This window comes from Microbacterium arborescens (assembly GCF_030369635.1).
GTDB lineage: Bacteria > Actinomycetota > Actinomycetes > Actinomycetales > Microbacteriaceae > Microbacterium.
Genome location: NZ_CP128474.1, coordinates 1135012 through 1155078, shown reverse-complemented (window position 1 = coordinate 1155078; position 20067 = coordinate 1135012). Strand labels below are relative to the sequence as shown.

At 68.5% G+C, this 20067-nt stretch carries 22 protein-coding genes; 14 read left to right on the top strand and 8 right to left on the bottom strand.

What is annotated here, in order from left to right:
• The first annotated feature begins 3 nt into the window (after positions 1 to 3).
• Genes QUC20_RS05470 through QUC20_RS05415 form a run of 12 tightly spaced genes read left to right on the top strand, consistent with a single transcriptional unit; the run spans position 4 to position 11277 of the window.
• Complete coding sequence (locus QUC20_RS05470) at positions 4 to 429, top strand: GNAT family N-acetyltransferase (protein WP_147374354.1); 426 nt, start codon at positions 4 to 6, stop codon at positions 427 to 429.
• Complete coding sequence (locus QUC20_RS05465; protein WP_289331190.1) at positions 426 to 1622, top strand: aldehyde dehydrogenase family protein; 1197 nt, start codon at positions 426 to 428, stop codon at positions 1620 to 1622. The genes QUC20_RS05470 and QUC20_RS05465 overlap by 4 nt, the downstream gene beginning before the upstream one ends.
• Positions 1613 to 2158 carry a flavoprotein gene (locus QUC20_RS05460; protein ID WP_289331189.1) on the top strand — a complete coding sequence of 182 codons (546 nt, stop codon included), beginning with the start codon at positions 1613 to 1615 and terminating at the stop codon, positions 2156 to 2158. Before QUC20_RS05465 ends, QUC20_RS05460 begins: the two co-directional genes overlap by 10 nt.
• Positions 2155 to 4737, top strand: a complete 2583-nt coding sequence (locus QUC20_RS05455; RefSeq protein WP_289331188.1) for a class III lanthionine synthetase LanKC N-terminal domain-containing protein — start codon at positions 2155 to 2157, stop codon at positions 4735 to 4737. The genes QUC20_RS05460 and QUC20_RS05455 overlap by 4 nt, the downstream gene beginning before the upstream one ends.
• The gene (locus QUC20_RS05450) at positions 4715 to 5626 is read left to right on the top strand and encodes an AMP-binding protein (protein WP_289331187.1); all 912 of its coding nucleotides are present in this window, start codon (positions 4715 to 4717) and stop codon (positions 5624 to 5626) included. The genes QUC20_RS05455 and QUC20_RS05450 overlap by 23 nt, the downstream gene beginning before the upstream one ends.
• Positions 5623 to 6690 carry a beta-ketoacyl-[acyl-carrier-protein] synthase family protein gene (locus QUC20_RS05445; protein WP_289331186.1) on the top strand — a complete coding sequence of 356 codons (1068 nt, stop codon included), beginning with the start codon at positions 5623 to 5625 and terminating at the stop codon, positions 6688 to 6690. The genes QUC20_RS05450 and QUC20_RS05445 overlap by 4 nt, the downstream gene beginning before the upstream one ends.
• On the top strand, positions 6683 to 6940 hold the full coding sequence (locus QUC20_RS05440) for an acyl carrier protein (RefSeq protein ID WP_120263043.1): 258 nt from the start codon (positions 6683 to 6685) through the stop codon (positions 6938 to 6940). Before QUC20_RS05445 ends, QUC20_RS05440 begins: the two co-directional genes overlap by 8 nt.
• A 20-nt stretch (positions 6941 to 6960) precedes the next feature.
• The gene (locus QUC20_RS05435; protein ID WP_289331185.1) at positions 6961 to 7473 is read left to right on the top strand and encodes a hypothetical protein; all 513 of its coding nucleotides are present in this window, start codon (positions 6961 to 6963) and stop codon (positions 7471 to 7473) included.
• Complete coding sequence (locus QUC20_RS05430) at positions 7470 to 8177, top strand: Rossmann-fold NAD(P)-binding domain-containing protein (RefSeq protein WP_289331184.1); 708 nt, start codon at positions 7470 to 7472, stop codon at positions 8175 to 8177. Before QUC20_RS05435 ends, QUC20_RS05430 begins: the two co-directional genes overlap by 4 nt.
• Positions 8167 to 9276, top strand: coding sequence for an SAM-dependent methyltransferase (locus QUC20_RS05425; RefSeq protein WP_289331183.1), 1110 nt, complete (start codon positions 8167 to 8169; stop codon positions 9274 to 9276). Before QUC20_RS05430 ends, QUC20_RS05425 begins: the two co-directional genes overlap by 11 nt.
• Positions 9266 to 9700, top strand: a complete 435-nt coding sequence (locus QUC20_RS05420) for a hypothetical protein (protein ID WP_120263047.1) — start codon at positions 9266 to 9268, stop codon at positions 9698 to 9700. The genes QUC20_RS05425 and QUC20_RS05420 overlap by 11 nt, the downstream gene beginning before the upstream one ends.
• On the top strand, positions 9697 to 11277 hold the full coding sequence (locus QUC20_RS05415) for a thiamine pyrophosphate-dependent enzyme (protein ID WP_289331182.1): 1581 nt from the start codon (positions 9697 to 9699) through the stop codon (positions 11275 to 11277). Before QUC20_RS05420 ends, QUC20_RS05415 begins: the two co-directional genes overlap by 4 nt.
• Here the strand turns inward: QUC20_RS05415 and QUC20_RS05410 are convergent.
• Positions 11272 to 12021, bottom strand: a complete 750-nt coding sequence (locus QUC20_RS05410; protein ID WP_120263049.1) for a GAP family protein — start codon at positions 12019 to 12021, stop codon at positions 11272 to 11274. The genes QUC20_RS05415 and QUC20_RS05410 overlap by 6 nt on opposite strands.
• Complete coding sequence (locus QUC20_RS05405; protein WP_147374355.1) at positions 12021 to 12503, bottom strand: hypothetical protein; 483 nt, start codon at positions 12501 to 12503, stop codon at positions 12021 to 12023. Before QUC20_RS05405 ends, QUC20_RS05410 begins: the two co-directional genes overlap by 1 nt.
• A gap of 125 nt (positions 12504 to 12628) precedes the next feature.
• On the opposite strand from QUC20_RS05405, the gene QUC20_RS05400 reads away from it, so the two are divergent.
• Positions 12629 to 13564: an AvrD family protein gene (locus QUC20_RS05400; protein ID WP_289331181.1), complete on the top strand. Its 936-nt coding sequence runs from the start codon at positions 12629 to 12631 to the stop codon at positions 13562 to 13564.
• Here QUC20_RS05400 and QUC20_RS05395 read toward each other — a convergent pair.
• The 3 genes from QUC20_RS05395 to QUC20_RS05385 form a co-directional block, all read right to left on the bottom strand.
• Entirely contained in the window at positions 13552 to 14253 is a 702-nt protein-coding gene (locus tag QUC20_RS05395; RefSeq protein ID WP_289331180.1) for a ScbR family autoregulator-binding transcription factor, read from the bottom strand. The two genes, QUC20_RS05400 and QUC20_RS05395, sit on opposite strands and share 13 nt — an antisense overlap.
• 46 nt (positions 14254 to 14299) lie before the next feature.
• The gene (locus QUC20_RS05390) at positions 14300 to 15220 is read right to left on the bottom strand and encodes an NAD-dependent epimerase/dehydratase family protein (RefSeq protein WP_289331179.1); all 921 of its coding nucleotides are present in this window, start codon (positions 15218 to 15220) and stop codon (positions 14300 to 14302) included.
• An 85-nt stretch (positions 15221 to 15305) separates the two neighbouring features.
• Entirely contained in the window at positions 15306 to 15968 is a 663-nt protein-coding gene (locus tag QUC20_RS05385) for a response regulator (protein WP_120264349.1), read from the bottom strand.
• A gap of 270 nt (positions 15969 to 16238) precedes the next feature.
• Between QUC20_RS05385 and QUC20_RS05380 the strand changes: the two genes are divergently transcribed.
• Positions 16239 to 17420: a sensor histidine kinase gene (locus tag QUC20_RS05380; protein WP_289331178.1), complete on the top strand. Its 1182-nt coding sequence runs from the start codon at positions 16239 to 16241 to the stop codon at positions 17418 to 17420.
• Here QUC20_RS05380 and QUC20_RS05375 read toward each other — a convergent pair.
• From QUC20_RS05375 to QUC20_RS05365, 3 genes are read right to left on the bottom strand one after another with little or no spacing between them, the layout of a single operon-like run.
• Positions 17395 to 18981: a hypothetical protein gene (locus QUC20_RS05375; protein WP_289331177.1), complete on the bottom strand. Its 1587-nt coding sequence runs from the start codon at positions 18979 to 18981 to the stop codon at positions 17395 to 17397. The two genes, QUC20_RS05380 and QUC20_RS05375, sit on opposite strands and share 26 nt — an antisense overlap.
• A complete protein-coding gene (locus QUC20_RS05370; RefSeq protein ID WP_289331176.1) occupies positions 18968 to 19669 on the bottom strand; it encodes an ABC transporter ATP-binding protein in 702 nt (233 codons plus the stop codon). The genes QUC20_RS05375 and QUC20_RS05370 overlap by 14 nt, the downstream gene beginning before the upstream one ends.
• Positions 19670 to 19706: 37 nt before the next feature.
• Complete coding sequence (locus tag QUC20_RS05365) at positions 19707 to 20036, bottom strand: hypothetical protein (protein WP_183045292.1); 330 nt, start codon at positions 20034 to 20036, stop codon at positions 19707 to 19709.
• Positions 20037 to 20067 lie beyond the last annotated feature (31 nt).

Below are 20067 nucleotides of genomic sequence, written 5' to 3'. Positions count from 1 at the left end.
TCCGTGAGCGCATTGACCCGCATGCTCCGCATCCCGAACACCGCGGCGTCGATCGGTGTCCCCGCATGGTTCGACGACGCGGCCGTCGACGAGTTCGTGGGCGCCGGACCGGTGACCGTCACCGGCGACCGGGCCTGCCATGTCGGCTTCTCCCTCGCGCCCGAGCACCCCACCGCCACGTGCTTCGTCGCGATTCCCGACGGGCATGGCACCCCCGACTGGGTGGCGGCCGCCGTGACGGAGGCGGCGTCCGCAGCGGGGGCGCGCGGGGCGAAGCGGTTCGAGGCCTGGGTGCCCGCGTGGAACGACGCGATCGCGCGCGCCGCCGAACGATCGATGACCCGTGAGGGCCTCCTCGAGAAGGCGGTCTTCGCATACGGCGAGCGCTGGGATCTGACTCTCTACTCCGTGCAGGACGGTGGGCGATGACGCTCGACGCGCTCGACATCCGTCGCGATCTCGACCCCTCGATTCAGCGCACCTTCGAGCAGTCGCTGATCCGCAACGCACCCCGACTGCTCCATCGGCTGACTGAGCAGTGCACGCTGCACAGTGCCGAGATCGAGTTGGCGCAGTCGCTTCGCCTCGCTCGGAATCTCGAACGGCTCGCCACGGCGTCTGCGGCTCCACCCCAGCCCGCCTCCGGAACGGTGTACACCTTCCTCCCGCGCAACAATCTTCTCTACTCGATCGCCCTGTACTGCCTGATCCCCCTCTCGCTCGGGCTCCCGGTGCAGGCGCGAACGCCCGCTGCGCTCTCGGGCCTGGTCACCGAGCTCTGGCAGCTGACCGGGCTCGACCGCTTCGACAGCGCACGACTCCGCGACGAATCGCAGCGGGATTTCACCTCGCGTTCCTCGTCCGAGGACGTGCTGATTTTCACGGGTCGGAGTGAAAACGGTCGTCGCGTCGAGGCGCAGACTGCGCACCGGGCCTTCATCGGATTCGGATCGTCACTGAATCCGGCGATCGTGATGCCGGGGGCGGATCTCGAAAAAGCGTGCGACGACCTCGTTTTCGCCCGCCTGTACAACTCTGGCGCCGACTGCCTGGCACCAGACTCGATCTTCGTTCACGCGTCCGTCTACGCGGAGTTCCACGAGCGGTTGACCGCCCGGCTGACGCTGCTCGACGTGGCCGATCGCAGATCCGCCGGCACGATCGCGCATGCTCCGAGTCCCGACATGCGCACGGCGACGCAGGGGCGGGAGTTCCTCTCGCGGATGACGGACCGCACGACATGGTCAGGTCCCGACTTCGACGCGCCCGATTTCGTTCCGACGACCGTCACGACGAGCGACCTCGACGAGGCCACGCACGTCGAGCTCTTCTCCCCCGTCTTCAACATCGTGACGTTCTCGTCATGGGAGCGCCTCCTCGCGACGTTCGGCTCGGAGCCGTACCGGGGCAGCGAGATGTACCTCAGCCTGTATGGCGAAGCCGGAGGCCCGCTGCCCGACGCCTATCGCCTCTGCGCGTCGTCTACTCCGTTCCATCACGAGGCCGCGCTGCGACCCTTCGGCGGGTACGGCGCGGACGCGACCTGGCTCACCGTCGACGGGACCACGACGGGCAGACCCGTCAGTGTGTTCCACACGCTGAGGAGCGAACTGTGCGCGTGACCATGATCGCCACCGGCGCCGTCTCCGCCGCGCACCTGCCGATGTATCTCTCCTGGCTGCGTCGACGGGACGCGCACGGTCTCGAACGCATCGTGATGACACGCTCGGCGGCCCAGTTCGTCAGCCCCCTCTCGCTCCGGAGCATCGCCGGAGTGCCGGTGATACAGGACGACTGGAACTCGTTCTCGACCGCCGATCTGCACCACGTCGAGCTGGGCGAGACGAGCGACGTCATCCTCGTCTACCCCGCGACGGTGAACTATCTGATGCGCGTCAGTCTGCTCGCGTTCGACACCCCGTCAGTGGCCGCCATCGCCACGGGCGCATGCACGACCGTCCTCTGTCCTTCGCTGCCGCCGCGGATCGTCGAGCACCCGTTGTACCTCGCAGCACGGGATCGGATCCAAGCCGTTCCGCAGTACCGGATGGTCGAGCCCGTCGTCGGAGAGAGCCTCGCGAGCGCGGCACCAGGATCGGTGCCGCCGCCGCTGTGGGAGTTGTGGCCCGACCTGGAAGGAATGGTGACTCAGCCGTGACGTATCTCGACGACCTCTCAGACCCCGTGATGACCGCTCCCATCACCCTCTGGCGGCCCGAGGAGCAGGACTTCCCGATCGACCGCCGGTTCTTCGGTCCTCTGGGACGGCGCTCGCCGGATCCGGCGTCCGATTGGGGCATCTGGCGCGTCATTCGCGGGCGTCGCCCGTTGCCCGCGCAGGGATTCAAGATCCATCTCGCCCCGCGCTTCGACGAGTTCGACGAGGTCCTCGCCATCGCCGAACGCGTCGCACGGGAGTTCGAGCTCACGGTGAAACACGTCGCGCGGCGCGAGTTCCTCTGGGCGCTGTACTCCAAGAACGCGCCCCGGGTGAACGCCGGCAAAGCGATCGTGCTCTACCCCAGAGCCGATGATCTGTCCAGGTGCCTCGCTTCGCTCCGGCGAGACCTCGGACCGCGTACCGGGCCTCCGATCGCCGGCGACCACTCGCTCAGCGACACGATCATCCACTGCAGATTCGGCGCGTTCGAGTTCTCGGAGTCGACGCAGTTCGACGAACGCGGACACGCGCTGATCGAAGGGCCCGACGGGATTCTGCGTCCGGATGCCCGCACGGTGGTGCCCGTAGCGGCGGACAAGGAGCACCTGTTCGAGCTCTCCGGTCTCCGGTTCGACGCCGAGCCCCACGCGCTCCCGGACAGGTACCGCGTGCGCAGTGCCGTCGCCGTCCACGCGGGCGGCGGAACCTACCTCGCTGACGACCTGGCCACGGGTGACCGAGTCGTCATCAAACGCGGCATCCGTTTCATCGGCCTCGACGGCCGTGGCCTCGACGCGGCACAACGGATCCGCGAGGAGACGGAGACGCTCCGGGCGATGGCCGACAGTCCCCGGCTCGATGGGCGCGTCCCGCGGCTCGTCGACACGTTCGAGATCGGCACGAGTAGTTTCCTCGTCGAGACCTGGATCGGTGGGGTGACGCTGTTCGAATGGGTGGCGTCGAACAGCCCCGTGTACGCGGGCGTCGACCGAGGCACCGACGAGTACCAGGCGCTCGCCGCGACATACTCCCGACGCGTCGCGACGATCGGTGATCAGCTGCGCGAGCTCGTGGCCGATCTGTCGCGGGCCGGGATCACCCACAACGACCTTCAGCCGGCGAACGTGCTCGTCGCGGACGAGGGCGTCGCACTCGTCGACTTCGAAGCGGCGAGCCGCGGGGGCCCGTCGGGTGTCCGCGGGGTGCCGTGGGTGTACGGGACGCGCCGGGAGTATTCCACCCAGAGCGATGTCGACGCGGTCGACCAGCTCACGGCCTACGCCTACTGGCCCCCCGTCGTCTCGGCGCATCTCGATCCGACGTGGAGATCGAGGTTCGCCGCGGGCGTGCAGCGCTACTTCTCCGGCCATGCGCCGATGTCGCACACGCGTAACGGCGGCCTCGACGAGCCGTCGGCCGCGCCGCCTGCGGCGGCCGACATCTATCGCGCATACGCCCGAGCGTGCCGCCACTACCTCGAAACCGGGGTCGGTCTGCCGCATCCGCTGCGCTCTCCGCGGGGAAACCTCGACAACCGCTCCGTCGCGAGCCTCGGGTCCGGCCTGCTCAGCCTGCTCTTCCTACCCGGCGAGGACGACGAGGTGCGTTCAGCGCAACAGCGGCTGCTCGATGTCGTGGCGGACGGCCCATCTCGGCCGTTGCGCGTCTCCGACCTCGGTCTCATGGGCGGAGTCGGCCTGCTCCCGGCGGCTCTCCGACGCCAGGGCGACGACGAGGGCGCGGCGCTCTGGTCGGATGCCTATCTGGACCGCCTCGAAGCAACGGAGTTCGACGCGCTCAGCTCGCGGTTGGACACCGGCCTGTCGGGAATCTTGACGGCCATCCTCCTCGGTACCGACGGGCGACCGTCGGGACGTGCCGCTGCTGTTGCCGACCGTGTCGGGCGGGAACTCGACGTTCGAGCCCGGCATCTGCTCCGCGACCATCTCGGGCGCTCGCCAGACGCCGATCAGCGGGGCCTGATGGGCGGAGGCCCGGGGATCGCCCTCGCGCTCGCGCTCTGGGCCAGGACTCACGGGGGCGATGCCGCCACCTCGTACGACCTCATCGACAGCGAGCGCCGCCGCTATCAGGTCGTCAAGCGCGCGCTCTACTTCGTCGACGGCGACAACAAGTTCCGCCCGTATCTCGACCGGGGCAACGCCGGACTGCTCGTCGCCGCGTCGACGATCCTGCCCGCGAACGAACTGGCGAATCCGCGTTGGCAGCGGATCGCCGCCGGGCTGAAGACGGCGTTGGGAGTGGCACCCGGTCTCATGACCGGAGCCGCTGGGCTGTTGTTCGCCGCGAGCGTCGTCAACGCGCGCCTCGGGCACCTGCCCGGGCAGATCGACTCCGCCGGGCTGCTCGCCGACCTTCAGTCGATGCTCGTGCCGACGCCCCACGGCCCGCTGGCGCCGGGCGGCCTCGGCCGACGGGTCGCGCTCGACGGGGCGACGGGCTCGGGCGGGGCTGCCGTCGCGGTCGCCGCACACAGCGGCGACCTCTCGCTCACCGGTCTGATCGACAACCGAACCCACCATGGAGAGCGCTATGCCCCTGTCACTGTCCGCTGAGCGCCGACTCGACGGTCACGGCGTGACCGCGATCGACCCGTCACTCCCGGCCGCCGAGCTGATCGCATCGGTCAGAGAACGGTGGGACCGCCACGAGACGATCCTCGTCGACTCCGCGTCAGCGCCGGTCGGCGCGGTCCGGCTCGACCTCGGCTCCACGGATGTGGCACTTCTCCAGCGCACCAGCGGAACCACGGGTGCACCGAGGATGTTCGCGTTCGAGCGTGCGGCCGTCGAGGCACACGCCGCCGCTACGGCGCGCGCGATGGAGGTGCCGTCAGGACGCCGCGTCGCCATGGCGATCCGCGCGGGGACGGCGTACTACACCAGCGTCGTGCTGATGTCGATGTTCAACGACAACGCGCTGGTCGTCTTCGACCCGCTCGACATCGATTCTGCGATCCGCGCGATCCTGGAGCGGCAGATCGACACCCTGGATGCCGGCGTCCGCTTCTGGCAGACCATCGCGGTCAAAGCACGGCGCAACCCCGCCATCATCGACGCCCTCGCCGACCTCTCCGTTCGCGGGGTCGGCGGGGATCCGCTTCCTCCCTCGGTCGAAGCGCACTACCGGCAGAACGGGACGCCGCTGGCCAACGGGTACGGCTTGACCCAGGCCGGCCCGAATGTCGCGATCGGGCTGCGCCCGTCGGCGAAGGAGGGCAGCTGCGGTCGACCGCTCGACGGCGTCGAATGCACCATCCGCGATAGCGAGCTCATGGTCCGTTCACCGTTCACCGCCGTCGGAGAGGTCGTGGATCACCAGCTCGTGGCTCTGTCCGGAACGGACGACGACGGCTGGCTGCGCACGGGCGACAGAGCTCGGATCGTCGACGGCGAGGTCGTCCCCCTCGGCCGGTTGCGCGACCAGACGAGAGCGGCATCATGATGTCCACACCGCTACGGGCTGTCATCACGGCGACCAGCGTCAGCTCACCCCGCAGCGAGCGATTCAGCGTCGGACTCGCCGACCTGGGCGACGACGTCGAGTGGGCCCGGGATGCCGCCGCACACGAGCTCCGCGACGCCTGCATCAGCCGAGCTCTCGCGGCTGCGCAGGCGAAGGGCTACGTCATCGGGCGCAGAGTCGTCGTCATCCTCGGCGCGCAATGCATCGGGGAGGACCCGGCCACCGGGCGCTACTACCCGGAGAGCCCGGTGCGGCACGTGCAGACGCTGCTCCCCGAGTCCGAGGTCACGTCACTCGTGCTCTCGCACGCATGCGCGTCGACGGGGGTCGCTGCCGGCGTGGCCGCGGATCTCTGCCGGGCGGGGGCAGCCGACACGGTCGTGGTGTGTTCCTCATCCATCGACGGCTCCCTCGAGGAGGACACATTCCGAGACGCACGGGCATGGGCCCCCGAGGTGCGCCCCTTCGATCAAGCGGCATCCGGCACACGCGTCTACGGTTTCGCCGGTGCACTGGTCGTCCAAGCCGCCCCGGCGCCGATCGGCGATGACCCGGTCATCACGGGGTGGCACGCGCGGAGCATCGGCGGCAAGACCGTCTCCGACCCCGACGAGGAATACCTCGTGATGAGCGAATCCGCCCGCAAGGCGGGTAGAGCGCCCAGGCTCGTGATCGCGCACGCGACGGGCACGAAGCAAGGCGACCAGGCCGAGCTGCAGGCGATCGCACGGTACGCCGACACCCACGACGTCTTGGTCGAGGTGCTCGCCAACAAAGGCGCCGTGGGACATGCGGTGTTCGCCGCGGGAGTCGCGTCGATCGTCACCGCCGTGCGGGTTCTGTCCGGCGTGCCTGTCGGCGGCAGCTTCGGACTTCGAGAGCCGCTCGAAGCCCCCGGCAGCATCCGGCTTCTTCGGGAGGCGGAGGGCGACGCCCGCCTCGATCTGTCCGGCCGGCACCAGGCGGCACTGGTCAACGGGTTCGGATTCTCAGGCAGCAACGTCGCTTTGATCATCGAAAGAGAAGGAGAGAACCATGACTGACTCGGAACTGTACGATTTCGTCCGCGTCGAGGCCGGCCGGATCAACGAGGAGAGCTACGCGGATGTCGTCCTCTCCGACGACACCGTCCTCGCCGACGACCTCGACATCGACTCGCTCGCGATGCTCGAGCTGTGCATACGAGTCGAGGAGGTGTTCGGGGTGGCTGTGGCCGACGAAGTGGCAGCCGAGATCAAAACCGTGGGAGACCTGCGCCGGTTCCTCGACTCCGCCGAGACCGTCCGCGCCTAGCCGCAGCGGAGAGGACCGACGTGGAGCCCGACACCAGCTGGCGAAGCCATTTGCACGGCAAATGGACCTACCTGCGGCGGTCTGCCGAGACGCGATCGTCGCAGGATTACAGCCGTTTCGACATCCATCGGCTGTCCGACGGCGACCAGGTCGGGCGCATCGATTCGCGGCAGACGTTACCCCGCGTCTTCCAGATCGGCATCGAGCTGGAAGACCGGGCCCTTTCCAGTGGCGCCGGGCTGGACGCCGCCATCACTTTGGGTGCATGGCTGTTCGACTTCCGTGAGGCGTACGCGCTCGCCGTGATCACTTCTGTCGACAACAGACCGCTCGATGGCCTGTTCCGCCTGGGCGTCGCTCGCCAGACGGCGGTCTCGCCGTCGTATCTCAGCGAGGGATCGCTGTCGCGCACCGCGCGATGGGGAATGGTCACGAAAGAGGATTTCGAGCCGGCCAACATCCTCCTGTCGCGCATTCGGGATCGGTATCCCCCGCGTCTCCCCTCCCGCGTGGGGGCGAGTGAACCAGCATGACGGTCCTCGTCGTCGGCGGCGGCCGAGGCATCGGCGCGTCCCTCGTGAACGCTCTCGACCGCCGCGGAGTCGGGGGCGTGTTCACCTATCGATCGAGCGGAGCTCGCGCCACGCGCCTGGCCGCGAGATGCCGGAGCTGGCGAGCGCGGCATCTGGACCTCCTGGGCGGGCACGAGACCTCCGAGGTCCTGGCGCCCCTGGGCGGCGAGATCTCGACCGTGCTCCTGTGCGCTGCGGCGGGGCTCGAAAGCGAGCCCGATGCGACCGCAGCTCGGACCGTCAACGCCACGGCGCCCGCGAATCTGGTGCGCACCATCGCGGACGGGAACCGCGTCCCGTTCGCAGTGATCTACGTGACATCGACCGACGCCCACCACCACCTGCCGGATCGATCCGACGACGAGGAGCCCGACATGTACGACCTCACAGCGCGAACCAAACGAGAGGGAGAGTCGTTGCTGGCGGACGTCAGCGACGGATCGAGCGGATTCCGTTCGTTCACAGCGGTCGTGGCGGACCTCGTCGTTCCGTCGACCGCGCACACCATCTATCGCCGACGCGATCCGGGAGCCGTCGAGCGTCTGGTCGCGGCAGGCCGGTGGGTCGATCTCGCCACGGTCACCGATCGACTGGTCGACGCGACGCTGAGGTCAGAACGCGGCGAACGTCTGCCGCGCGTCATCCGGGTGCAGCATGACTCTTGATCTCGACGCTCCCCGAACCGCTTTCCCCGGCGCACATTCGGGACCGGGCGCATACTTCCTGCCGTCGATCGGCGAGTACCCCATCTACGACGATGCCGCCTATCAGTTCATGATGGACGACGAGCCTCGCGTGCGCGCTTTCGAGCAGGCTCTGACAGACGCCGTCACCGCGGACTCGGTCGTCGTCGAGCTGGGCTGCGGCGTGCACGCCCCGTGGGCGCGCCTCGCGGCACGGCTCGGGGCGCGCCGCGTGGTCGCCGTCGAGCAGCTGGACCACGTCCGCGAGGCTGTGATCTCCGAACTGGCGAACGACCCCCGATATGCGTCGATCGACGTCCTCTCTTACGACGACTATGTCGCATCGGGCATCCGACCCACGATCCTCGTGAGCGAGATCGTCGGCGCCATCGGCAGCTCCGAAGGTGCCGAGCAGATCGTGGGCCGAGAGGTCGCACGTATCGGCGACCCCGGAATGGTGGTGCTCCCGCAAGGCTGGATCACGAGCGTCAGCGCCTTCAGCTGGCGACGGATGCTGAGGGGCGCCGAACCCGTGTTCACGCGAGAGGCCGATCGTTACCGCCGCGCACTCGAGGAGACCGTCGGCAGCGGCGACATCCGGCTGTGCGTGGTGGGACGGCAGGTCCAGCTCGGCCTGCTGTCTCGCCCCGCTGCCGTCGAGACGGCCCGTTTCACCGGCGCCGCCTCGGACGTCGCGTCCATTCCGGCCGAGGTGGCCGTGTCACGGACGGGGACACTGGATTCGTTGCTGTTGTCGGTGGCCGTGAAGATCGGCACGCAATCGGTCGACAGTCTGAGTTCCCGGTCGAGCTGGCTGCCCGTCGTCGTCCCCCTCGGCAGCACCGAGCTACCCGTACGCCCGGGGGACGTGCTCGAGGTGCGGATGCACCGGACCCTCGAGACGAATCCGGTGTGCCCCGACTACGTCGTCGACTGGCGTCTCCGGCGCGACGGCGAAGAGGTCGCTCGCGGAGCCGCCGAGCTGCCCTGGCGACCCGACCCGCATGCCACGAGCAGCGCCCTGCACGTCAGGCTGGCGAGCAGCGACTCTTTTCTGATCGGAGACAGCCATGACCACTGAGCACACCGTCGCGGCCGACGTCGCGCTGGACTATCCGTCATGGCATATGACGATGGGCGAAATCGTCCTCGCCGCGTGCCGTCAGCACAGCCCTGACCTCCACGACGACTTCGATGTCTGGTTCGACTGCGGCCCGCTTCTCGACTGGATCTCCGTCGAGTACCCGCAGCGTCGATACAGTCCGGGTTACCGGGTCGTGCCCACCGAGCTCATGAATGCGGATGCCTGCCGCGCATTCGGGCTGCTCGCGAAAGCGGGATTCGACGGCAGCGCCTTCGCGGTGGGCGCCACCGACCCGACGCTCGTGCGCATCGCCGCCAACGCCCATGACGGCGAGCGCGATGCGCTCATCATCAGCGTTCGGCGGACCCCCGCGGGCACCTGGGACGTCACCTCCTCGGCGTTGTCGGGAGACGCGGCGTGACGACGGGACTCGCGTGGGGCCCGGTGGCAGCCGCCCTGCGCGACCTGAGCGACCTGCAGGTGTTCGGTCTGCCGCTCGATGAACCCGGCCTCCTCGATGTTTGCGCCTCGGAGGAGCGGTCGGTCTTCAGCGACGAGCGGACCGCCGCGTTGGCCGCGTTCGGACGCGCGACTCTTCAGCCCGACGCGTTGACGGTGCTCGCCCTCGAGACCGGGCCCTCCTTCGTCAACGCGCTCCTCGGTCTGTCCGAAGCGGCGTCAGGTCGCGTCCCCATGCTGGTCGTCGTCGAGGCGGCTGCTCCCGAGCGGCGAGGGTGGGGCACGTTCCAGGACCTGCCGGTCGAGGAGATCTGCCGCGCCCTGGGGATGCCGACACGGACGATCCAGCAGTCCGACGACCTCGTAGCCGAGATCAGCGCGGCCGCGCGGAGCACGTTCCGCCACCGGTCGCCCACGGTCGTGGTGGTGCGCTCCCGCACGGGGTCGGAATGGGAGCGTGGCAACGGCACCACTCGCGAATGGTCGCGCACGCCGGGCCCACCGATTCGACAGACGCGCGAGTCGGTTACCGCGGCTCAGGCGATCGACGAGCTCCGCGACGCCGCGGCACGACGCGCCCGGATCGCGGTGATCGTCGGTGGGGGCGCGAAGCGAGCGCATGCCGGCGCCGGGGATCTCGATGCCTTCGTGACTCGGCTCGACGCGTCAGCGCTGGTGACCGCTTCGGGCCGCGGTGCGGTCGACGAGTCGGGGGCGCGCTTCGTCGGCCTCGCCGGGCTGTACGCGACGCCGGAAGGCCTCGATGCGCTCGCGTCGGCGGATGTCGTCGTGTCACTCGGGTCAGCGCTCGAGGAGACCGTGCGCGAGAGGTGGGCGCCGAAGCCGGGCGCCACGCTCATCGTGGTCGACGAATCCGAGGTCAGGTGCCCGGCCCACGATGGCCGACGGCTCGACGTCATGTCCGACGCCACGGCGTTCCTGGCTCTCGCCCGCGACGCCTTCACGGGCGTTCCGGTTCCGCCCCGGATCCCGAGCGCCCCTCAGACCAGACGGCAGGGCGCATCCGAGATGGTCGCGACGTGGGCTCAGATCGAGGCCATCGTGGTCGACGGGAGTTTCGACGTCGTCTGCATCGAGAACGGCCTCACCGACATGTGGGGCTACGACCCGCGCTTCCTCACGATCCCCCCGTCGACGTCTCTCGTCGTGGCGGCGGAGCAGGCGGCCATGGGCGCCGCGCTCTGCGGCTCGCTCGGCGCGGAGCGCTCGCAGCAGACGCTCGTGATCTGCGGCGACGCCACCCTTCGCATGCATCTGGCCGCTGTATCGGACGCGGTGGAGCACCGCCGGTCGGTCGCCTTCGTCGTGTCGAGCAATTCCGGGATGGGCTGGCCGTCCCTGTCGAGAACCGACCCCGATCTCACGACGTTCGCATGGAACCGACGTCTGCCCGCCGTGCTGTCGTCGCTCGGCGTCAACGTGAGCACGCCCGCGGAACTCCGCGCACAGAAGCACCTCACGGAACCCGCGGCGACGTTCTTCGACGTCCATCCGGTGGCGCCGCCCTGGGAGTCATGACGCTCCGGTGCCGATGTCGACCCAGCCGAGATTCGCCACGGCGTTCACCGCGAGCAGGAATCCCACGATGCCGATGATCCAGGCTGTGGTGGCTTGAGCGTTGCGCGTCAGCCACCGGTCGAGCCGCGTGAGCGGCCCCTCGAGTGCGTCATGCGCCACCAGGCGCCCGACCATGAGGATGAGGGCCGGCAGGATCATGACGACGCAGTATCCCGCGATCGTCGCGATCGAAAGGGCCGGACCGACGTCTGCGGCGGCGACGATGCCGATCGCGGCGAGATAGGGAACCATCGTGGCGAGTTCGAGCGCTACAGCCACGATCGCCAGGCTCACCAGCCCGAGCGTGGCACCGCGGGAGGGCTCCTCGTCCATGATCCGCTTCCGCCAGTTCAGGATTCTTCCGCCACCGGCCGCCGCCCGCTCGGCCGCGCGGGCACGTGCCTTCTTCGTGTCCATCAGCCAGCTCACCCCGATCAGCACGATGCCGAGGACGAGCACGGCGACCAGGAAGCCAGGCGAATCCCAGAGGTCCCGGGTACGCGCGACGATCGCGGAGAGGCCGAGGTAGAGGAGAACGCCCACCACGAGGTAGGCGGCAGCCACGGTCGCCAGGTAGCCGACGACGCGGCCGGAGCGCAGCCTCCCCGGAGCCGTGAGAAGCCAGACGGGAATCAGCAGGGTGCCGAAGCTCGTCGAGTCGACGAGCGCAAGGACGACGAGGGTTCCGAGGGTGCCGAAGTCCATCAGGACGGCCCGAGCTGGAGCCGGCGTTCGCACACCGCGGTCGACGCGCCTCCCTCGGCACGGTGCGACGCAACCTCTTCGCCGTCGACGAGGATGCGACATTCGATCCACGTGGCACCCGGCCCTGCGTCGACCTCGATCCGACTTCCGCGGAACGGGAATGCGACATCCGTCGGCACGGTGAACTCGTGCTCGAACGGAAGCTCGACCGAGTCTTCGGCGAAGCTCTGGCTGTCACGCGGCGCGTCGACGGTGACCGAGATCTCGCCGGTCTGCGGCGCGTCGCTCGTCACCACGGCGGTCACGATGATGTCGGCACCGGCGCCGTCAGAACCACTGCCCCCGGCAGGCGGGTCAGGCGTCGCCGGCCCCGTGGCCGTGAGTCCCTCGACGGTGTCGTTGATCACTCCGCATCCGGACGCACCCGTTATCAGCCCACCGACGATGGCAACGGCCAGGATCGTCTTCCGGAGTGCTCTCATCGCATCGCTCCCTGCGTCGGTCGGCGTCACCTGGATTACTAAGGCGTTCACCCATGTTAGTTACGGCATGAACAGAAATCCATCTCACCCTGGCGCCAGGTTGGCGCCTTAAATAAGCTGACCGCATGGCTTACTCGAATCGATCAGCCGCCATCTCGGAGGCGATCGGCGCGAGTCTGGATGACCTGCTCGGCCCCGCTTCCGAGCGCTACCTCGCGAGCCGGTTCCGACGCGTGGCCCGGGCATTCGTCGGCTCTGCGACGCGGTCCAGCGATCGGCAGATCGCTGTCGAAGGCCACGCCGCCCTGAAGTATCCCGGCACGTGGACCGTGAAGACGGGGAAATCGCCCGCGCCGCATTTCAGTTCCATCGATGCGATCGTTCTCACCGCGGCGCTGTGCTCCCACCCCGCAGGCATCGATGATCGCTCGTCGCCCGTCTCGGCGCGCTTACGCAACATCAGTCTCCGTGCGGGAACGACGGCGGACGTCGAGCTCGAGAGCATTCCGGTCTCGGGCACTCTCGATGCACAGGCATCCACCGCAGGTTTCGAAGCACGTCTCACCCTGGGCGGTATGCGCACGGTCGCTCAGCTGGATCATCCGCCCGCCCTGGCTCACGCGACCCCGCCTGACGGAAGCGCCCTCTCCGTCGAGCTCGCCGCCGACTGCACGACGGAGAACGCGTGGAACTCCCGGCTGACACGCATCGAGGTGGGGCGCTCGGTCGAGTTCCAGCACGAGATCGCCGCTGCAGACCACCCCCCCTCCCGACGGGTCGTCACTGTGCTCGATCTGCTGCGTCTCTCCGCGCAGCAGGCACAGGCCCTGATCTACTGCAGCGACGGACTGGACCGGGCGTCCGCCAACTCGATCTGGATGCGAAGCGCATCATTCGATGCCGGAGAGCGACGACAGCTGCGCGGACCGTTGCTGCTGGAGGTCGGCATCGCCCGGACGCAACGGATCGACCGCGGATCGGTGCGATGGAACGTGTTCGACGTCGTCGCGCGAGGAACCGGAGGCCTCCAGGCTTCAGCCTCGCTCGCTTACTCCCGCTGAGCGGAGTCGACGCGGAAAGCCGTCTCGACGATGTGAACGGCACCATCGCGATCGGCGGCACGCACCATCGCGTCAACGGCGAGAAGCCACATGTCGCGGAGACCGGTGAGCAGGTCGTCACGAGCACTCGTCGCCTGCGACATGAGCTGCACTCCCGTGAAGAAGCCGATCAGCGACTTCGCCAGCGCCTCGGGAGACAGCCCGCTCGTGAGCTCCCCCCGTTCCAGCGCAGGCGCCAGCATCGCACTCGTCATCTCCACCCAGTTGAGGTAGAAGTTGCCGGCCGGCGCACCGAGGGCGCCTTCTTCCATCGCCAACCGGATGCCGGCACGCACGACGGCATCGTCACGCAGCTGGTCCGCCATGGCGCGCGACACCGAAACCAATCGCTCGAAGACGCCGGGTGACGAGTCAGCGGCATCCGTCAGAAGCGGCAAAGACCGGGCGTGCTGCTCGTTGATCACCGCGAGCGCGATCTGCTCCTTCGATTTGAAGTGGAAGTACATCGAGCCCTGGGAGATCCCCGATTCCTCGACGATCATCGAGAGGCTGGCTTTGCCGTATCCCTCCCGATCGAACACCCTTGCGGCACCCTCGACCACCGCGCGCTGGGTTTCCTGCGAGCGGCTCTGCTGCGGCGTCCGCCGTACAGCCGTCGGGGTCTCGCGGTTTGCTTCATCCTTGCGCACGAGAGCCCATTATTCCCTGGCCGGTGCGGGGCTGGTGCTCACGCGTTCAGCGCGCCGATCGCCCGTGCTGGAGGTACCACGAAAGCGCGGCATCGGTCAGGTGCCCGTTGCGGCTTCCCGCATCGGGCACGAGAGCGCCGAGACGCTCGGACGACAGGAAGTAGTCGTGAGCGAACTGCGCGATCTTTCGTGCCGGGATGCCGCGCGCTTCCAGCACAGCGGCGGCATCGGCGGCGCTCAGCGACCGCGAGGGAAGCCTCCCCCACTCGGCGAGGATCGGCGAGAGGAGATCTCTCACGGCGACCGGTCGGTCGGGCACGACATGCACCACGCCGCCCGTTCCACCATCCAGGCGATGCCCCATCGCAGCGACTGCCGCCCGGGCGACCAGGTTGGCAGACGCCACGGACAAGCGCGCGGCGCCGTCCTCGATCCACGCGCCCAGCGCGATGTGAGCGGCGAGCAGTCGCAGAAGGAAGTGCGCGTCGCCCGCCCCGGTGATGAACAGGGGACGCAGCACCGTCGCGCCGCCGGCGGACGCGATCGCGTCGCCGCGCGCTCGCGTCACGCTGAGCTCGGACTCCGGGTGGATCGGATACTGCCCCTCGGTGCCGCCTGAGACCGCCAGTCCCCCGTAAATCCCCGCCGTGCTGACGTGCACGAGAGGGATGCCGAGCGACGTCGTCGCCTCAACGATATGCGCCACGCCGTCGACGTTCACGCGGCGCTGCTCCCGTTCGTCATCGCCCACGTGACTCGCTGCATTGACCACGGCGACCGATCCCGAGATCGCCTCGCGCAGCGGCCGCACGCCGTCGGTGATATCGACGCGCCGCATCCGATCGGAACGCTCCCCGCCTCGGCCTCGGCTGAGGATGAGCGGCGCGAATCCCGACCGCGCGAGCTCCTCCGTCACGTGGCGGCCGATGAATCCCGACCCGCCGATAACAGCCACCGACGATGCCATACGATCCCCCCCCCCGATCTCTCCCGATCGAACCCGCGGATTCGCGAGCAGTGTCGACTTCGCCCCTCAGCCGGCTCCCCAACGATCAATCGGGAGGTCGGAGATCGAGCGCGTCGACGTCGATGACCTGTTTGGTCATCGCGTAAATGAGCACTTGCACGCGATCGCGCACTCCCCATTTGGTCATGATGCGACCGAGGTGAGCCTTGACGGTGGGTTCGGCAAGATGCAGCTGACGTGCGATCTCGGAATTCGACCGCCCTTGAGCGAGCGCTTTCACGATCGACAGCTCACGCGCCGTGAGCGGCGACGGCACCGGCGCGCCACCGACTGCGACAGGGTCGGCGCGGACGGAGCGGATGAGGTCGCGCGTGACGCGCGGTGACATCACCGAACGACCGGCATGCACCTCGCGGATCGCGGCCAGGATGTCGTCCGGGTCGGTGTCTTTCACGAGATACCCGGACGCCCCCGCGCGCAGGGCCGGCACGACGTGCCGCTCGGTCGAGAACGTCGTGACGGCGAGCACGCGCACATCCGGGAACGCCGTCGTGATCTGACGCGTGGCTTCGATCCCCGACAGTTTGGGCATCTGCAGATCCATCAGTACGACGTCGGGCCGGAGTTCCCCCGTCGCAGCGACCGCGCCCTCACCGTCGACCGCTTCGCCGACGACGCTCATGTCATCGCTGGTTTCAACGAAAACGCGGAGAGCATGACGGACGAGCGCTTCGTCATCGGCAATCAACACCCGCGTGGCCCCCACGCCGTAATCCTAAGGAGCATCTCGACAATCGGGTTAATACCTAAGTATGTGAATTCCGATACCTCGGGCCGCAGTGCATCGGCATGCACGTCCGACATCCTCCTCCGAGGACCCTCGTTAGGAGAATCGATGTTCACGGAACTCTTCATGTTCACCGGGGAGATGCGACCGGCGGGACCGATCATGCGGGAGCTGTGCCGCCTGCTCGGAATCTGCAAGTGACCCGAGCACCCTTCCGGGCATGATGGGAGGGTGACGGAGCGCCAGAGGAGACTGCGGCACAGGCACGCGCCGGCCCACGTGGGCGCGGACACGCGTGGGTTCACCGCCCTGCCTTCCTGGGGACGCATCGCCCTGCTCCTCGTGCTGGCCATGATGCTCGTCGTCGACGTCGTCCTGGTCATCACCGATCCGAGCGTCGCCTGGCGTGGTCTGATGTTCGGGTTGCCCGCGATGCTCGCCACGGCACTGTTCATCTGGTGGCCCGCGGCAGCAGCGACCAGCCTCCTGCTCATCGCGCTCGTGCAGATCACCGCGGGCCAGGACGGCAGCGATGTCCTCTACCTCGCCGGCGTTGCCGGCCTCGTGGTCTACACGAGCCCGCTGTGGTTCGTGGCGATCTACGTCGTCGCGACGCTGAGCCTCACGATCCTGGCGAGCACCGTCCTCGGGATCTTCGCGAACACGGCGCTGCCTGCGCTGGCACTCGTGGTCGCGATCTCCGCCTCCATCGGCTGGGCGCTGCGTGCGGCGCACGGGCGCGAGCTGCGCCTGGCGGGTGACGTCGCCGCTCTGGCGCAGGCACGCTCGGCGGCGATCGAAGCTGAGAGAGATCGCATTGCAGACGAGTTGCACGACATCATCGCGCACGACATCACGCTCGTCTCGATGCACGCGAGGGTCCTCGAGCGCGTCGACGACGAAGCCCTGCGCGACCAGTCCGTTCGCGCGATCCGCGCCGGCGCAGACCAGGCGCTCGCCGACATCCGCAGGATGCTGAGGATCGTGCGCGACGATGACGGCTCTCTCACCGGGCCTGTCGACGAACAGCCGGCGAGCATCGACTCGGCACTCGACGAGGCCCGCGATGCGCTCGTGCAGCTGGGAGCGACGATCAGCGTGCGATCCACCGAAGGCTCGGTGTCGTCGACGATCGAGCAGACCCTCGTTCACCTGATACGCGAGGGGACCACGAACATCGCCAAACACGCGCCCGAGAACACCTCGGTGAGGATCACTCTCGAGATCCTCGGCGACGATGTCCGGCTCGAGATGGCGAACACCACCGGTCCCGCGCCGATGACGAACGGCATCCCATCGTCCGGTTACGGACTCGACCGTCTGCGCGAGCGCGTCGCCGTGTCCGGGGGTGACTTCACGTCTGGCCCGACCGACGACGGATGGACGCTCATCGCACGTCTACCCGCTCGGTGACCGTCGACGCCGGCGTCCCGCCCGGCCGTGCCCCGGGCAGAGCCGAGCGGAACACCGCGAACGCCAGTCCGAGGTACAGGACCGCGGCCACGATCACTGTGCCGGCGATCGTCACCCACGATCGGCACGCGACGTGATCATCGCCGTAGCCGAGAACACTCGACACCGCGATCAAGAGCGGGGCAGCGCTGAGGAGCAGCCCCGCGATCGCCCGCCCGATCGGCGCTTCCGAGAACGCTCGCGCGCCCACGCCGGCGAGCGATGAGCACACGAAGAAGGCCGCCAGGGGAACCATGTAGGCGATGCCCCACCCCACGTGGCCGAATTGGATGGACACGCCCAGGATCACCGCGGGCGCTGCCACGACCAGGTCAAAGAACGCGTTCAGCAGCACACCGGCGAGGCCCGTCCTGACCACGGACACATCGGCCAGAAGCAGATGCTGGTGATCCAGATCCGCCGCGGCGAGCTGAGATGCCGCCGACACGCAGGGAAGGAGCACCGCGATGACCACCCCGACGGTCACCGGCACGACTCCCCCGGAGAGCATGCACAGTGACACCACCGCGATCAGCACGACCGCGGTGGCCGGGTACTGCCACCGGCGGCGACGAATCTGAGCGAGGTGACTCACCAGAACCGCCGGAATCGGGCGGGACGGCCATCGGTCCCACGACCTCATCCCGACCGCATATCCCCTACTCTGCAGGGCAGACGATGGTCCACCCGAAAGAGCCTTCGACAGCTGATTCGCGAGGATGCTCTCTTGGACCGCCGGTTCGACGAACACCCGCGGCTTCGCGGCGAGCACCGACACCGCGATCGCCGCGAGAACGATGAACCCCGCGCTCACCGTGAGATCCGCCGATTCCGGAGACACGACCGCGGCGATCGGCTGGGCAACCGCTGCCAGTGCCCATGCGAACGGGCCGTCGTCGGGCACGAGACCGGCGTATGCCGCGGCGTTCAGGACTCCCCACAGGATCGCCCACGCACTCGCAACACCGACGAGCGCGGCTCGACCATGCTTCGAGACCCGGTGCCCGAGAGCGTGCGCCGACAACGACACCGAACGGATGAGGAGGAGGATGCTCGTGAGCGCCACACCCGAGACCAGGCCCAGCTGAGGTGGCTCGCCGCGCAGGACGAGGGCGATCGCGCTAGCCGCCGATGCCCCGATGAATCCCATAGCCGCTGTTCCGAGCGCGTGGGTCAGCAGCACGAGGACCGGACCGTCGCGGCTCGCCAGAACCCACGACACGTCTCCGGGGCGCAGCCGCAGCGGTGAGCCGCGCTGCGCCGTCAATACGACGAGCGGCAAGATCAGGCCCAGGCCGAGACCCGCCAAGCGCACCCCGGGAGTCTGGTCTCCTCCAGAGATGTCGTCACCCTGGCTGACGAGGATCCACAGGTAGCCGACCACGCCGACCGCCGAGAGCACCAGAGCGAGCGGATTGAGGAGGAGCACGCGCAGGTCACGGATCCGCATACGTGCATAGGCGGTGACGAGCGCGACGGCGGCGGTCGTCGCGGAACGGCGCGCAGCGCTAGGCGGAGCCACGGCTCATCGTCCCCACGACGCGGAGGTAGGCGTCCTCGAGCGACTCTCCGGACTCGCCCTCGGCCGGCCTCACTCTCATGTCGTGGACGAGGCGACCGGCGTACAGCATCAGCGCCCGATCGGCGATCTTCTCCAGATCGCCGAGCCCGTGCATGGAGATGAGAACCGTGCATCCTTGCTCAGACAATCGGCGAACTTCGTCGCGCAGCTCGCGGGACGAGACGGGATCCAGACCGTTGAACGGTTCGTCGAGAAGGAGGATTCGTGATCCTTTCGTGAGCGCGAGGATCAGCGCCAGCTTCCGTCGCATGCCCTGCGACAGTTCGTGCGGGAGTGAGTCGCGCTTGTCGGCGAGGTCGTATCTCTCGAGCAGCGCCGCGCGTGCTTGCGCGGTCGTCGTGACACGGTTCAGACCTTCGACCAGACGCACGTGTTCGATGACGCTGAGCCCGGGATAGAGGTCGGGGTCTTCCGGCATCAGGCTCAGCGCGCGTCGCGCCTCGGGACTGCCCGCGGCGTGACCGTCGACGAGCGCGCTTCCCGAGCTGAGCTCGTACAGCCCGGCGAGACTGCGCATGAGCGTGGTCTTGCCGGCACCGTTCGGCCCCATCAGTCCGACGACCTGCCCGACGGGGACATCGAAGGTGACGCCGTCGAGGATCCGCGACGCGTCGATCGTCTTCGTCACGCCCCGCAGCGTGAGGGCGGTCCGTGACCGGGTCGGATCAGTCATCATCGGCCCCCAGCCAGCCGGCGAGATCAAGACCCGACGCCGACACGAATTCGGAAAGATCGACCAGCTCCCCCCGCCGGTGCATCGAACGGAGGACCGCACGGACGTCCGGGTCTCCTCCCGCGGCGGCTCGTTCGATCTCACGTTGAAGCGTCGGTTCGCAGGCGGGGCGGCGACGCAGTCCGATGCGCTCGGCGAGGCCGCGGCGCTCATCCCCCGACCCCCACCCCCGCAGGTCGCCGTACTCGCGCACGCGACCGGCCACCGGATGCTCGGCAGCGCTCTCCGATGCGAGCGCGAACGCGACGTGCTCGGCACTCACCGGCGATTTCTCCGTCGCCGCGACTCGTCCC

Bases quoted from the DNA above. Each gene is read 5' to 3' on its own strand.
- QUC20_RS05400 (WP_289331181.1), top strand. From the start codon at position 12,629: ATGGCTTACTCGAATCGATCAGCCGCCATCTCGGAGGCGATCGGCGCG.
- QUC20_RS05465 (WP_289331190.1), top strand. From the start codon at position 426: ATGACGCTCGACGCGCTCGACATCCGTCGCGATCTCGACCCCTCGATT.
- QUC20_RS05450 (WP_289331187.1), top strand. From the start codon at position 4,715: ATGCCCCTGTCACTGTCCGCTGAGCGCCGACTCGACGGTCACGGCGTG.
- QUC20_RS05425 (WP_289331183.1), top strand. From the start codon at position 8,167: ATGACTCTTGATCTCGACGCTCCCCGAACCGCTTTCCCCGGCGCACAT.
- QUC20_RS05405 (WP_147374355.1), bottom strand. From the start codon at position 12,503: ATGAGAGCACTCCGGAAGACGATCCTGGCCGTTGCCATCGTCGGTGGG.
- QUC20_RS05410 (WP_120263049.1), bottom strand. From the start codon at position 12,021: ATGGACTTCGGCACCCTCGGAACCCTCGTCGTCCTTGCGCTCGTCGAC.
- QUC20_RS05430 (WP_289331184.1), top strand. From the start codon at position 7,470: ATGACGGTCCTCGTCGTCGGCGGCGGCCGAGGCATCGGCGCGTCCCTC.
- QUC20_RS05390 (WP_289331179.1), bottom strand. From the start codon at position 15,220: ATGGCATCGTCGGTGGCTGTTATCGGCGGGTCGGGATTCATCGGCCGC.
- QUC20_RS05420 (WP_120263047.1), top strand. From the start codon at position 9,266: ATGACCACTGAGCACACCGTCGCGGCCGACGTCGCGCTGGACTATCCG.
- QUC20_RS05445 (WP_289331186.1), top strand. From the start codon at position 5,623: ATGATGTCCACACCGCTACGGGCTGTCATCACGGCGACCAGCGTCAGC.
- QUC20_RS05440 (WP_120263043.1), top strand. From the start codon at position 6,683: ATGACTGACTCGGAACTGTACGATTTCGTCCGCGTCGAGGCCGGCCGG.